This window comes from Hafnia alvei, assembly GCF_900095695.1.
In the GTDB taxonomy this organism is placed as follows: domain Bacteria; phylum Pseudomonadota; class Gammaproteobacteria; order Enterobacterales; family Enterobacteriaceae; genus Hafnia; species Hafnia alvei_B.
This window is the reverse complement of record NZ_FMIQ01000014.1, coordinates 182,656-196,804: the sequence shown is the minus strand read 5'-3', so window position 1 is coordinate 196,804 and position 14,149 is coordinate 182,656. Positions and strand designations below refer to the sequence as shown.

Annotated in this window: 14 protein-coding genes and 1 tRNA gene; 9 read left to right on the top strand and 6 right to left on the bottom strand. The window is 47.1% G+C overall.

Annotated elements, in window-relative coordinates; all coding sequences use genetic code 11:
* Positions 1–157: 157 nt before the first annotated feature.
* Positions 158–1,414: a tyrosine-type recombinase/integrase gene (locus BN1044_RS05685; RefSeq protein ID WP_072307896.1), complete on the bottom strand. Its 1,257-nt coding sequence runs from the start codon at positions 1,412–1,414 to the stop codon at positions 158–160.
* 195 nt (positions 1,415–1,609) lie between these two features.
* Positions 1,610–1,685, bottom strand: a tRNA-Phe gene (locus BN1044_RS05680).
* A 517-nt stretch (positions 1,686–2,202) separates the two neighbouring features.
* Between BN1044_RS05680 and speFL the strand changes: the two genes are divergently transcribed.
* The 5 genes from speFL to nikR all read left to right on the top strand — a co-directional run bounded on the left by speFL (position 2,203) and on the right by nikR (position 7,598).
* Entirely contained in the window at positions 2,203–2,307 is a 105-nt protein-coding gene (gene speFL, locus BN1044_RS23055; protein ID WP_016361109.1) for a leader peptide SpeFL, read from the top strand.
* 326 nt (positions 2,308–2,633) lie between these two features.
* Positions 2,634–4,796 carry an ornithine decarboxylase SpeF gene (gene speF / locus BN1044_RS05675; RefSeq protein ID WP_072307895.1) on the top strand — a complete coding sequence of 721 codons (2,163 nt, stop codon included), beginning with the start codon at positions 2,634–2,636 and terminating at the stop codon, positions 4,794–4,796.
* 118 nt (positions 4,797–4,914) lie between these two features.
* Positions 4,915–6,237 carry a putrescine-ornithine antiporter gene (potE, locus tag BN1044_RS05670; RefSeq protein WP_072307894.1) on the top strand — a complete coding sequence of 441 codons (1,323 nt, stop codon included), beginning with the start codon at positions 4,915–4,917 and terminating at the stop codon, positions 6,235–6,237.
* A gap of 154 nt (positions 6,238–6,391) precedes the next feature.
* Positions 6,392–7,060 (top strand): glutathione S-transferase family protein, encoded by a 669-nt coding sequence (locus tag BN1044_RS05665; RefSeq protein ID WP_072307893.1) that lies wholly within the window; start codon positions 6,392–6,394, stop codon positions 7,058–7,060.
* 76 nt (positions 7,061–7,136) lie between these two features.
* On the top strand, positions 7,137–7,598 hold the full coding sequence (gene nikR / locus BN1044_RS05660) for a nickel-responsive transcriptional regulator NikR (RefSeq protein ID WP_072307892.1): 462 nt from the start codon (positions 7,137–7,139) through the stop codon (positions 7,596–7,598).
* Between the two features lie 83 nt (positions 7,599–7,681).
* Here the strand turns inward: nikR and mltC are convergent, their stop codons facing one another.
* The 3 genes from mltC to mutY all read right to left on the bottom strand — a co-directional run bounded on the left by mltC (position 7,682) and on the right by mutY (position 10,301).
* The gene (gene mltC, locus BN1044_RS05655) at positions 7,682–8,761 is read right to left on the bottom strand and encodes a membrane-bound lytic murein transglycosylase MltC (protein WP_072307891.1); all 1,080 of its coding nucleotides are present in this window, start codon (positions 8,759–8,761) and stop codon (positions 7,682–7,684) included.
* 82 nt (positions 8,762–8,843) lie between these two features.
* The gene (locus BN1044_RS05650; protein ID WP_025798592.1) at positions 8,844–9,116 is read right to left on the bottom strand and encodes an oxidative damage protection protein; all 273 of its coding nucleotides are present in this window, start codon (positions 9,114–9,116) and stop codon (positions 8,844–8,846) included.
* Positions 9,117–9,167: 51 nt separating this feature from the next.
* Entirely contained in the window at positions 9,168–10,301 is a 1,134-nt protein-coding gene (gene mutY, locus BN1044_RS05645; RefSeq protein ID WP_432612987.1) for an A/G-specific adenine glycosylase, read from the bottom strand.
* A 271-nt stretch (positions 10,302–10,572) separates the two neighbouring features.
* Here mutY and trmB point away from each other — a divergent pair, with 271 nt between their 5' ends.
* Both trmB and BN1044_RS05635 read left to right on the top strand, forming a co-directional pair.
* Positions 10,573–11,289, top strand: coding sequence for a tRNA (guanosine(46)-N7)-methyltransferase TrmB (gene trmB / locus BN1044_RS05640; protein ID WP_072307890.1), 717 nt, complete (start codon positions 10,573–10,575; stop codon positions 11,287–11,289).
* Entirely contained in the window at positions 11,289–11,615 is a 327-nt protein-coding gene (locus BN1044_RS05635) for a YggL family protein (protein ID WP_025798599.1), read from the top strand. The genes trmB and BN1044_RS05635 overlap by 1 nt, the downstream gene beginning before the upstream one ends.
* A gap of 132 nt (positions 11,616–11,747) precedes the next feature.
* On the opposite strand, the gene BN1044_RS05630 is transcribed toward BN1044_RS05635, so the two are convergent.
* Positions 11,748–12,242 carry a hypothetical protein gene (locus BN1044_RS05630; protein ID WP_072307889.1) on the bottom strand — a complete coding sequence of 165 codons (495 nt, stop codon included), beginning with the start codon at positions 12,240–12,242 and terminating at the stop codon, positions 11,748–11,750.
* A 207-nt stretch (positions 12,243–12,449) separates the two neighbouring features.
* On the opposite strand from BN1044_RS05630, the gene glsB reads away from it, so the two are divergent.
* Both glsB and BN1044_RS05620 read left to right on the top strand, forming a co-directional pair.
* Positions 12,450–13,376, top strand: coding sequence for a glutaminase B (glsB, locus tag BN1044_RS05625; RefSeq protein WP_072307888.1), 927 nt, complete (start codon positions 12,450–12,452; stop codon positions 13,374–13,376).
* Between the two features lie 14 nt (positions 13,377–13,390).
* Entirely contained in the window at positions 13,391–14,119 is a 729-nt protein-coding gene (locus BN1044_RS05620; protein ID WP_072307887.1) for a YggN family protein, read from the top strand.
* The last annotated feature ends 30 nt before the right edge of the window (positions 14,120–14,149 follow it).

Sequence of the window (14,149 nt, the reverse complement as noted above, 5' to 3'; positions counted from 1 at the left end):
ACTGATCTGCCGGTTTCTGCCCTAATGACTTTTGCCCATTCAGCCATGTAACGTTTCGTAATCTAAGGCGAACACTTTTTTCTTGGCAACAAAACTTATCGTCTTGGCCCCCATTCAGTATGAATTCCTTTTCCTTGATAAATTTTGTCAGAAATAGCTATCCTGACTGACGTTTCGCATAGTCAAACGGACTAATTCTCCTCTCTCGATTTGCATCTAAAAAATCAGCCCACCATTGCAGCATCAGCCTGCGCTCATCCAGAAATTCCGCTTTATGAATATAGGCTGCACGTACGCCATTTCGCTCCTGGTGGCTCATCTGGCGTTCCACTGCGTCCCTGGACCATAATCCTGATTCAATCAACGAACTACAGGCCATTGCCCGGAAGCCGTGACCACAGACATCGGCCTTTGTATCGTAGCCCATCAGCCGCAGTGCGTTATTTACCGTGTTCTCACTCATGGGTTTCCATGGATTGTGATCGCCGGTGAAAATCAGTTCATGTTCTCCGCTGATAGTGTGGATCTGCTGCAGTATATTCACCGCTTGAGTAGAGAGTGGCACAAGATGCTCTGTTCGCATTTTTGAGCCACGATGGGAATACTTGACCCCTTCAATAGGTTTCCGCTCAGGAGGAATGGTCCACATGGCTTTCTTGAAGTCTATCTCAGACCACCTGGCAAAGCGTAGTTCGCTGGAACGGATGAAGATAAGCAGGGTGAGTTTAGTTGCCAGCCGGGTGAGAGGTTGCCCTCTGTAGGCATCCAGTCGTTCAAGAAGCTCTGAAATACGATTTAAGGCGAGGGCAGGGCGATGCTGGCGTTTTACAGTCGTTAAAGCGCCAGCCATATCCACGGCAGGGTTATAGCTGATAATGCCTGACTGGGCAGCATAGCGCATGATTGCAGTGATACGTTGCTGAAGGCGGGCTGCAATCTCATATATCTCTTTGGCTTCGGCAGCCTTAACGGGGACAAGTAAATCGGGAGTCCTGAGGGTGGTAATGTCACGTGAGCCAATAAAGGGAAACACATGTGTCTCCAGGCTTTTCAGTATTTTCTCGCTATGAGAATCCGACCATTTTTTATTGCTCTTATGCCACTGTCTTGCGATGCCTTCAAATGTCTGAGCTGTTTCGGGTACAGATTTTTTGATCCGTTTCTGTTCGCAAGGGTCAGTTCCCTCAGCTATCAGCTTCCTCGCAGTATCGCGTTTTTCCCTTGCTTCTGATAACGAGACTTCAGGATAGACGCCCAGAGCAAGTGTTTTCTCTTTGCCCAGAAATCGGTATCGGAGCCGCCAGTAGCGCGAGCCGTTAGGGTGAACAAGCAAAAACATGTTGCCGCTGTCGGCAAGTTTATAAGGTTTATCATCCGGTTTAGCTGCACGGATTTTAGCGTCAGTGAGCGCCATTGGCGGTATCTCCTGATAGTAAAAGGGGTATAAATTTTATCGAATCAGACTATACCCTCAGTTATACCCTCGCAAGGGACTTGATGCGGGTTGAAGTTGATTGAGTTGGATGGAGTTAAGAGATTGTAGAAGTGTTGATTTTTGCGGGCTTACAATGCAAAAACGGACCTCCGTGGAGGTCCGTTGATATGAATTTGGTGCCCGGACTCGGAATCGAACCAAGGACACGGGGATTTTCAATCCCCTGCTCTACCGACTGAGCTATCCGGGCAACGGGGCGCATTAAACCGTATCAGCGCCGCCGCGTCAATAAATTTATCACTTTCATGGTTTAAGCGCTCAATAATGACGCATTCATCGCGATGAAGTGCAGATCCTGACAGATAAAAATCATAACTTAAAATTATAAAGGTTGTGTTTTTAATCTATAAAGTGAATTTTTAAGCGTTTTTTTTAATTAAAAAATCATATTAAATATTTTAGCACGGTTAATTACAAAACATATTTTTTACAATTTCGTATCAATTTATAATAAAACCGCATTATTTGTACAAACTCAAAAATTCAATGTTGCCGAATTTCTTTAATGATAGGATTTATTTTAATAATACAGATAAAAGCAATTCGTTACATATTACTAACTATTAGCGATGCTTAAATATGCATTCAAGGCTGGACAATAATATTTTTTTATTTATTATATACCTCGTAATAGTGATAAATATCACGGTTTACATAATCGCACAGGTTACAATGTCCTCGGTTTCCACATAAAGAGGAAATAGGAAATGGAAAATAACAATAAAGCTATGCCGCATATCCGACGCGTCACGCATCTTATGATGATGGCCCATCGTAGCTGCTTTGATTTTCATCTTTTCAACTCTAAATAATCCCCCCTCCTACGGCGTCCGTTGTTGCGGATCGTCATGCTTGCCCGATCTCATTCGTTGGTAAATCTAGTATCTAGCTAAATAATCTAGTTTTGTCCATCATTCGGTAAGCGGATTTTGACTATCCCAATAAACTCATGCGCCAATCTGGTGGCTTAGCCACCTGGCATTTATCTACCTATTCCAGTAATTCAATAACCTGAATTATTGCGGGGTAATATTGCCTTTAAAAAATAATTACGCATCGGATCCCTAAGGGGAATATCTGACGACTATGCTTTACCCTAAATTCATGACTATTAATAAAATAAGAGACCATAAATAAAATGGAAAAACTAAAAATAGCAGTTAATAACAACACCTCTGAATGCTTTAGTACCGAACGTGAAACTGTAGATATTAATAATACTAATTTTACTGATGTTTCTGCTGCCGTTATTTCCGTTGAAGATGCGGTTTCAGGCACGCTGGATACGATTGAACAAACCGGTTTCGGTATTCCTGTTTTTGTCGCCGTTTGCTGCGAAGAAGAATTGCCAGCAGAAGTACTGCCGCGTGTCACTGGCGTGTTTGAGCTGTGTGATGGCAACGTTGATTTCTACGGTAAACAGCTTGAGGCTGCTGCGGTTAAATATGAGAAAGACGTTTTACCTCCTTTCTTTGGTAGCCTCGTTGAATATGTGCAGCAGGGTAACGCCGCATTTGACTGCCCAGGGCATCAAGGTGGCCAGTTCTTCCGCCGTCATCCTGCGGGCCGTCAGTTCTTTGATTACTTTGGTGAAACATTATTCCGTTCTGACCTGTGTAACGCTGACGTATCAATGGGTGACCTGCTTATCCATGAAGGCGCTCCTTGCACTGCGCAGATGCATGCGGCCAAAGTCTTTAACGCTGATAAAACCTACTTCGTATTAAACGGCACTTCATCTTCGAACAAAGTGGTGCTGAATGCGCTGTTGGCTCCGGGTGATTTAGTGTTATTTGACCGTAACAACCATAAATCTAACCACCACGGTGCGCTAATTCAGGCGGGTGCAACGCCGGTATATCTGGAAACTGCGCGTAACCCGTTTGGCTTTATCGGTGGTATTGATTCCCACTGTTTTGAAGAGAAATACCTGCGCGATTTAGTGCGTGAAGTGGCTCCAGAACGCTCTTCAGAAAAACGCCCATTCCGCTTAGCGGTTATTCAGTTAGGCACCTACGATGGCACTATCTATAACGCCCGTCAGGTTGTCGATAAGATTGGTCATCTGTGTGATTACATCCTGTTTGACTCTGCATGGGTAGGCTACGAACAGTTCATTCCAATGATGAATGATTGCTCTCCTCTGCTGTTGGAACTGAATGAAAACGATCCGGGCATTCTGGTGACTCAGTCGGTTCATAAACAACAAGCTGGTTTCTCTCAGACTTCACAGATCCACAAAAAAGATAAACATATCAAAGGCCAAGATCGCTATGTAAATCATAAACGCATGAACAATGCTTTCATGATGCATGCGTCAACCAGCCCGTTCTATCCATTGTTTGCTGCGCTTGATGTGAATGCCAAAATGCACGAAGGCGAAAGCGGAAAACGTATGTGGATGGACTGCGTTAAAGTCGGTATCGAAACACGTAAGCTGTTGTTAAAACTCTGCAAACACATTCGTCCGTTCGTTCCTGCAACCATCGATGGTCGTAAATGGGAAGACTTTGATACCGAAGAAATGGCTAACGATCTGCGCTTCTTCGACTTCATTCCTGGTGAACGTTGGCATTCGTTTGAAGGTTACGCAGAGCATCAATACTTTGTGGACCCATGCAAACTCATGCTGACCACGCCGGGTATCAACGTGCAAACAGGTGAATACGATAAGTTTGGTGTTCCAGCAACTATCCTTGCCAACTTCCTGCGTGAGAATGGCATCGTTCCAGAGAAATGTGACCTGAACTCAATCCTGTTCCTGATGACGCCTGCGGAAGATATGGCGAAGATGCAGCATCTTGTTGCACAAATCGCTCGCTTTGAACGCCTGTTAGAAGAAGATGCACCACTGTCAGAAGTGCTGCCATCGATCTACAAAAATTACGAAGAACGTTATCAGGGTTACACCATCCGTCAGCTGTGTCAGGAAATGCATGACCTGTATGTCAGCCATAACGTTAAACAGCTGCAAAAAGAGATGTTCCGTAAAGCTCACTTCCCGAAAGTGGTGATGAATCCACAGCAGGCGAATATCGAGTTTGTCCGTGGCAACGTTGAACTGGTTGCGCTCAATCAGGTTGAAGGCCGCATCGCCGCTGAAGGCGCACTTCCTTATCCTCCAGGTGTTCTGTGCGTAGTCCCAGGTGAAATCTGGGGCGGTTCTGTACAGCGTTACTTCTTGGCATTGGAAGAGGGCATTAACCTGCTGCCAGGGTTCGCACCTGAACTACAGGGTGTCTATATCCAACAGGACGAGGATGGACGTAAACGTGCTTATGGTTATGTTATTAAACAATAAATTAGAAATCGTTTCTCGGCAGGGGTACTGGCCGAAACTGATTTTCCGATAAAAGAAACAGCGGGGAGTTGCGACGTTTCCAGCTCTCCGCCAATAGATTTCATAAGAGAGATTGTTTATGAGTACGTCTAAAGGCAGTAACAAAATGGGCGTCGTTCAGCTCACAATTTTGACAGCGGTTAACATGATGGGGTCAGGGATCATCATGTTGCCGACCAAATTAGCGGAAGTGGGTACGCTTTCCATCGTTTCATGGCTGGTGACAGCGCTAGGGTCGATGGCCTTGGCCTATGCATTTGCTAAGTGCGGGATGTTTAGCCGTAAATCAGGCGGTATGGGCGGGTATGCTGAATATGCATTCGGCAAATCCGGCAACTTTATGGCGAACTACACCTACGGTGTATCGCTGCTGATTGCTAACGTGGCAATCGCCATTTCGGCTGTAGGTTACGGTACCGAATTGATGGGGGCGAACCTAACGCCACTGGGAATTTGTATCGCAACTATTGGCGTGCTGTGGCTGGCGACTATCGCTAACTTCGGTGGCGCACGCATCACAGGCCGTATTAGCGGCGTGACCGTTTGGGGCGTCATCATTCCTGTTGTCGGGATTTCCATTATCGGTTGGTTCTGGTTTAGCCCAACCATGTATGTGCAATCATGGAACCCGCATCATTTACCTGTATTTGAAGCCGTCGGTTCTTCTATTGCTATGACGTTATGGGCATTCTTGGGCTTAGAATCAGCCTGCGCGAATACCGACGTTGTTGAGAACCCTGAGCGCAACGTTCCTATCGCCGTATTGGGCGGGACGTTAGGCGCAGCGGTTATTTATATTGTGTCCACCAACGTGATTGCCGGTATTGTGCCAAACATGGATTTGGCTAACTCAACCGCGCCGTTTGGTTTGGCATTTGCCCAAATGTTTACGCCGGGCGTGGGTAAAATCATCATGGCTCTGATGATTATGTCCTGCGTAGGTTCATTGCTGGGTTGGCAGTTCACCATCGCGCAGGTATTTAAATCCTCTGCGGATGAAGGCTATTTCCCTAAAGTTTTCTCTAAACTGACTAAAGCTGAAGCGCCGGTAAAAGGCATGATCGTTATCGTGATCATCCAAACCGTGCTGTCTTTGATGACCATCAGTCCGTCGCTGAATAAACAGTTTAACGTACTGGTTAACTTGGCGGTGGTGACCAACATTATTCCGTACATCCTTTCAATGGCGGCGTTGGTTATTATCCAGAAAGTAGCGAAGGTGAATCCTAGCAAGGCGCGTATGGCGAATATCATCGCGATTATCGGTGCTATGTATAGCTTCTATGCGCTTTATTCATCTGGCGAAGAAGCCATGATGTACGGTGCGATTGTGACCTTCTTAGGATGGACACTGTACGGCCTGATTTCTCCACGCTTTGAAATGCAGGACAAAAATGTTTAATAGTGGTTTGTAATCAAGCTTATTAAATACTTGTTTTACCCCATGAAGAGAGCCCATTAGCGGCTCTCTTTGTTTTTCCTCATGCTCATAATCTTCTGTGTGATTTCGTCACTGCTGGCTATAGTTAGAAAACATAAGCCAGCGGAGTTAGCCAATGATTACGGTTCATCATCTTAACAATTCGCGTTCCCACCGTGTGCTTTGGACCCTCGAGGAGCTTGGTTTACCCTACCAGATTGAGCAATACCAACGCGATCCAGTGACCATGCTGGCGCCTGAATCGCTGAAAAAAATTCACCCGCTGGGCAAAGCTCCGGTTCTGACCGATGGTGAGTGGACCATTGCGGAGTCAGCCGCCATTCTTGAGTATCTTCAAGAGACCTATGACCATTCGGCGCTGCTAAAGCCACAAGAAAAACCAGAACGCATGCAATACCGTTATTGGTTGCACTATGCCGAAGGATCGTTAATGCCGTTATTAGTGATGAAGCTGATTTTTAATCGTTTGGGAAAAGCGCCGGTTCCGTGGCTGATTCGCCCAATTGGAAGCCTGCTTGGCAAAGGCGTGCAGCGCGGGTATCTCGATCAGCAACTGGCGACGCATCTTCGTTTCATTGAAAATCATCTGAGCAAAAATAACTGGTTTGCAGGCGATCATTTTAGTCTGGCTGATATACAAATGAGTTTTCCGCTTGAGGCGATGAATATCCGTACTGGTTTAGATAAAGCGCCGCATGCGCGAGGCTTATTGAAGCGTTTGCATGCAAGGCCAGCGTATCAGCTCGCGTTGAGCAAAGGTGGTCCGCTGGAGTTGATGGATTAGCTGACCGAGGTCGTTTTTTTCAGCACAGGAACAATGTCATACTCTGAAGAATTATGCCGCTTCAGGAATTAACTTTATGCAACGAGTCACTCTTTCATTGGATGACGATTTGATGGCAGAAATTGATGCCATCATTAAAGAACGTAATTACCAAAACCGCTCAGAGGCGATCCGAGATTTGGCGCGGGCGGGGCTGCAAGCTACGGCAACGCCAACGTCGAACGATGAAACCAGCAACTGTGTGGCTGCGCTGTTTTACGTTTACGATCATGAAGCGCGTGAGCTTTCTAAGCGTCTAACGAAAAGCTTTCACGATCACCACGATCTCTCCCTTGCGAGCCTGCATGTACATCTCGATCACGGTAGTTGCCTCGAAGTTTCCTTGCTGAAAGGCGCGACGGGAAAAGTGAAAGGGTTGGCCGAGAAGGTGATTGCCGAACGAGGTGTTCGCTACGGCAAACTGCTGGTTGTGCCGGGTGAAGAGTATGAACATCAGCATGAGGATGGGAAAGGACATCACCATCATCATCATGATTAATTTCTAGCCCAAGTATTAGTCATTCGTCCGATCTAAGCCTCCCCCCGCGAAGGGGGAGGCTGGGTGGGCATTAATGCAAAAACTTACTTCCCGCGACGATAGCTCTTCTGAGCGTTGTTAACTTTGCTCAGATAACGACGAGACTCGCCCGATGGATGCTTATTGGTTAACGTTTCGTACACATCACCCGGGGTTAGCTGGTTGATGATACTCACCGCGCGGTTACGGTCGCTGGAGAACACGCGCAGCACGCTACCTGCTCCGCCGTTATAAGCGGTAATAACGGCATAGCGGCGTGAGGTTGGATTCTGAATACCACCCAAATAGTTGTTCTGCAAAATCGCCAGATAAGCTGTACCTGTATCGATATTATTCTCTGGATCAAACAGATAACTACGGCTTGGTGTACCCCATTTTCCTTTTTGCACAAACACGTCTTTACCCGCCGTGTGCTGAACAACCTGCATCAGGCCGAGCGCATCCGAGCCACTTACCGCATACGGGTTAAAGCTGGATTCGGTTTGCATAATAGCCAGAATCAATGACTCATCAACGCCATATTTCTCAGAGGCTTTACGCACCATACCAAGGTATTTATGCGCACGCTTATCCAAGTGGTTAGGCACCAATTGAATGGTCACGGAGTAAATGACGTGCAGGCCAGACGTACGTTTCATCAGCTTGTGCTGGATCAGATAGTCGGCAAAGTTACTGGCGCGCCCCTGCCAGCGAATCGGCTGTCCGGTATTATCTAGCACCTGTCCATACAGGAAGGGTTCTTTACTGATCTGAATATCGTTCACATCAGAATAGAGATCGATAGACCCCGGATCGTCACCCATCAGCAAAGTGCTCACGATCGCCTGTTTTAAACTGGCTGCGGGATCGGTTGGTGAGATGGTTTCAATGGTGATCTGGCCGGAGTCAAAGTTAATATGGCTACGCGTGAGGTATCGGTCGGTATATTTTACGTAGTCTTTTGGACCCGCAATCAGTACCTCGTTAATGCCCCAAATGTTTTCAATGTTATGGGCAAACTGTCCCATCAAAATATCGAAGCCATTGGTATCTTTGACAAAGGCTTCGCTGTCCTGAGTATTTTTCTTTCCAGAACAAGAGATCAGCAAGGGTGCGATCAGGATCAATGCTAAAACTTTCTTCATCTTCACAGCCATATTGGATGAAAAATGGGTCTCAAATTGCGAGCTTAACGTTATTAAACCCGCAATATACTTATTAATAAGCTTACTGACTTGGCGGCGTGTAACCTTCGATATGCACGTCGTGGCCTTCAAACAGGAACTTCACCATTTCCTGTTCCAGCAGTTTTCGGTCGTCAGGGTTCATCATGTTGAGTTTTTTCTCGTTGATGAGCATGGTTTGTTTCGACATCCACTGCGACCACGCCTCTTTAGAGATTTCGTTATAGATGCGCTTACCCAGTTCACCTGGATATAGCTGGAAATCCTGCCCTTCGGCCTCTTGGTTCAGAAATGTACAAAAAATTGTTCTACTCATGATTATTCCTCATGTGGTGAGCCTGGTTCAGTTTATTGAAAGTCATAATTTTCACTTAGCAACGGGCTCTTTTGCCAGCTGCTGCAATAAACGTTCCACGGGGGCTGCCAGACCGACAGACGGTGGCTGGGCTAAGTTATACCAGAGTCCAGTTCCTTCATCCATGCAGTGACTGTGCTGTGTTATATCAAACCAAATTGGCACGATATCTAAATGAAAATGGCTAAAGGTGTGGCGAAATGAGGTTAGCTGATGAAGCTTCGGCTGATCCACGCCCAAGGACTTAACGTGTTGACGCAATTCATCCTCGCTGGCGAACTGTGGGAAACAATATAGACCGCCCCATAGCCCAACGTTAGGACGCTGTTCCAGCCAGACGTTATCGCCTATTTGCATCATTAAGAAATAGCCGGTTCGCTCGGGAATGGTCTGTTTCGGTTTCTTGCCCGGATACTGGCTCCAACTATTGTTGGCGTAAGCTATGCATCCGCCGCTCAGCGGGCACAGTTCGCATTTTGGTTTGCTGCGCGTACAAACTATTGCACCTAAATCCATCATCGCCTGATTAAATTGGCTGACACCTTTGGCCGGAGTGACTTCCTCACTGATTTGCCACAGACGGTTTTCAACCTCTTTTTTGCCCGGCCAACCGTCAACCGCATAGCAGCGAGCCAATACGCGTTTTACGTTTCCGTCTAAAATAGGGTAATGCTGGCCAAGCGATAAAGAGAGGATCGCGCCTGCGGTGGAACGCCCAACGCCAGGCAGTGCGCATACGTCTTCAAAAGAGGTTGGGAATTCACCGCCGTGCTTTTCAACGATGGTTTGCGCGGCTTTATGCAGATTACGCCCACGGGCATAGTAGCCGAGACCGGTCCACAGGTGTAAAACCTCATCCTGAGGCGCTGCGGCCAACGCTCGCACGTCAGGGAATTTTTCCATAAAACGCAGAAAATAGGGGATCACCGTCGCAACCTGTGTTTGTTGCAACATGACTTCTGAAAGCCATACTTGATAAGGTGTTTTTGGACTTTGCCACGGCAAAGTTTTACGTCCGTAGCGGTCGTACCAAGTTAGCACCGACTGCGCGAACTGTTGCGCCAGCATCATAAGCGTGAAAAGTTCCCAATAGGCCGCGCTGGTTAAGAAAGCGAGGCCGATAAAAATAGGCAGCGATTGCAGCACAGAGCCTACCTGCTGTAAACCGGATCTTTCTCAAGCTGGTGCGAATAGGCGATTTCCTGTTATTCACAGGATGTTGGCCATAGCTAAAATGGTGATGTAATAGCGATGATTAATACGTGTTTTATTCAACGAATAACTCTAATTAATGAAAGTTTCTGACTAGAGCTTGCCAGTAGCTGTTAAAATCAAAACTTGTTAAAACGGGCCAATTTTGCATAATGCGCGCTCACTTTATGTTAAACATCCACATTCAGGCAGATGAAGCACCACTATGAATGACGTTGTATCACCGGAATTTGATGAGAACGGCCGCGTTATGCGCCGTATCCGCAGTTTTGTACGCCGCCAAGGGCGTCTGACCAAAGGGCAGCAGTTTGCGCTGGATAACTTCTGGCCGGTGATGGGCGTAGATTTTCAGCCACAACCGCTGGATCTCGTTGCTTTATTTGGCCGTGAAGCGCCTACCGTGCTTGAAATCGGCTTTGGTATGGGCGCGTCATTGGTTACCATGGCGCAGCAGCATCCTGAGAAAAACTTCCTCGGCATTGAAGTCCACTCGCCAGGCGTGGGGGCATGTTTAGCCGCAGCTCATGAAGCAGGTATCACCAATTTACGCGTGATGTGCCATGATGCGATTGAAGTATTGGAAGAGATGATCCCGGAGAATTCGCTGGCAATGGTTCAGCTATTCTTCCCCGATCCATGGCATAAGGCGCGCCATCATAAGCGCCGTATCGTACAGGCTCCGTTTGCACAGCAGATTAAGAGCAAGTTAAAAATCGGCGGCGTTTTCCATATGGCAACTGACTGGGAAAACTACGCCGAGCATATGCTGGAAGTGATGAACAACGCACCGGGTTACAAAAACCTGTCCAGCGATAATACATACGTCCCTCGGCCGGACTCGCGTCCATTAACGAAGTTTGAACTGCGTGGTCAGCGTTTGGGGCATGGCAACTGGGATTTGATGTTTGAGAGGGTAGAATAATGGCTAAAAACCGCAGCCGTCGTTTGCGTAAAAAGATGCATATCGATGAGTTTCAGGAATTGGGTTTCAGCGTAAGCTGGAACTTTGAAGAAGGCACCGGTATCGACATTATCGACACTACCGTTGATAAATTCATCGATGAAGCGATTGAGCCAAACGGTCTGGCATTTGATGGCAGTGGCTATCTGGCGTGGGAAGGTCTGATTTGCCTGCAGCAGATCGGTCAGTGCACCGAAGAACATCAGAAGCTGGTCAAAGACTGGCTGGAAGCACACGGCATGAAAAATGTTGTCGTGAGCGATCTGTTTGATGTTTGGTGGGATTGATTTCCACAGGTATAAAAAAACCCGCTTCGGCGGGTTTTTTATTGTTTTGCGAAGGGTATCCGCACAATTTTATCGTTTTTGACTGCCAAATCGAAGGCTTGCTTGGCAAGTTGCATACCTAAAATCTTTCGTTCACGTACGGTCATTTTTTTGAGTTCTGAAACTGGGGGTCTTGAAAGCATAACCGAGTTCTCCAGGGCCAATATTGTTATTAAGTTCAAAATTTAACCTATTTTCCCCTCTTCGTACAAGCCTATTGTAGAAATGTTTTAAGCGTATATTTTCAGCGTTGGCAAAATAGGATTTAGCATTAAACGTTTGATAATGCTGTTCAATAATTCGCGTGAGAATTTTGCCTAACACCAATAGTTCTCGATAACCAAAGCTCGTTATTTGTGAAACCGGAGATGCATAAAAATGGCCAGACTCAAAGTTATCTTGGCGATCGAATTTGACGTCATAACTAGGTTCTTGCAATAAAAAACCAACCTCATCAGATCTAAACATTAAGTAGCTGGCATCATTGAGATCTACCAAAGAAAACAAACAGGTAAACGGTTGATTATGGATGCTGAAATGGCATAGATGCAGGGTGAAGCCCCCCTGTTTTAGCGCTAGAAATTCCATGTAATTCACTCTCTGTCCATAGCGTTAATTTGCGCAATCTAGCTCTGATTATTTTAATCTTCTAGTGAGACCCACAGCTTATGGAATGCTGTTCGCAAAGTTATTTTGTATCCACGTTATCTCTCCGCTACTCCTTTCCGTTCCGCCGCATTTGCTTTATCCTCCCGCCCGTTATGAACGTATTTTGGATGCATTGTGGAGTAGCGTGTGGCGACTAAGCTGAGTAATCAACTGCTGGAAGATATTCTGGCTCAGGTACGCCCTTTGATTGGGCAGGGCAAAGTGGCGGACTATATCCCGGCTTTGGCTGAAGTGCCTGCGAATAAGCTGGGGATTGCCGTATGTACCGTCGATGGCGAAACCTACCAAGCCGGTGACGCAGATGAGCGCTTTTCTATTCAGTCGATTTCTAAAGTATTGAGCTTGACCTTGGCGCTGAGCCGCTATGCGGAGTCGGATATCTGGGCGCGCGTCGGTAAAGAACCGTCTGGTCAGCCGTTTAACTCGCTGTTGCAGCTTGAGCTGGAGCAGGGGAAGCCGCGCAACCCTTTTATTAACGCAGGTGCGCTGGTGGTGTGCGATATGCTCCAGTCGCGTCTGAGCGCGCCTAAGCAGCGTATGCTGGAAGTGGTACGGGCGCTGTCTGGTGAGCCGGATATCGTGTATGACGCTCGTGTTGCGCGCTCTGAGTTTGAACATTCAGATCGAAATGCGGCTATTGCGTATCTGATGAAGTCGTTTGGCAACTTCGAAAATGACGTAATTACGGTGCTGCAAACCTACTTCCACTACTGCGCTTTAAGAATGAGCTGTATGGAACTGGCGCGTACTTTTGTCTATCTTGCCAATAACGGGCATTCACCTGCGCTGGATGAGCCTCTCATCAATGAGCGGCAGAACCGCCAGATTAATGCCATGATGGTAACCAGCGGTATGTATGATGGCGCTGGCGAATTTGCCTATCGTGTCGGGATGCCCGGCAAGTCAGGCGTGGGCGGTGGCATTATTGCCGTTGTTCCACATGAAATGAGTATCGCGGTTTGGTGTCCAGAACTGGATGCCTCGGGTAACTCACTGGCGGGAACCGCTGCGCTTGAAATCTTGGCACAGCGCATTGGCCGCTCGATTTTTTAGGAGAGAAAGAACGCATGATTCGTAAATTAGGGTTATCTCTGCTGATGCTAACCGCGTGGCAGGCACAGGCAGCATGGGAATGTAACGTTAAGCCGCAGGATGACATCATTGTTAATCCGCAGCAGGTACAGATCGTGGGTGCCAGCGGAAATCTTACCATTGATAAAAACGGCAATATGACCCGCGATGGCAAGGCCGTGGCGCTCAGTGCTAAAGCGAAACAGCAGGCGGTGAATCTGCAATCGGGTATTCGCACTGATTTTCCGTGGATCGATCAAGGTGCTCAGCAACGCTTGGAGAAAGCCCGTGTTTCTCTGGATAAAGTGATCGTTGAGCAGGTGGGTAGCGACAGCAATATTCGTAACCGCCTGACCAAACTGGATTCTCAGCTCAAAGAGCAGATGCAAAAAATTCTAGAGAAGCGCAGCGATGGATACACCTTCCATCACCAAGCCATTTCAAAAGTTGAGCAGGAAGGTCAGAATCTAGTAAATCAAACCATGGGCGGCGTTCTACAAGACAGCATCAATGAGATGGGGCTGAAGCAGGCTGCGAATGCTACCAAGTCTGATAACCCGTTACAGGCCATCATGGGCAATCTGGGTGGGTTACAGCAGGCGATCCGTACCGAGTGGAGCAAACAGGATGATGACTTCAAAGCTTTCGGGAAAGACGTTTGCACGCGCATTACTACGCTCGACAACCAGCGTCAGGCGCTGATTAAAGAGCTGCCAAAGGCGTAACCTGCAAAATGATTTGCCAGCCAGAGCGGC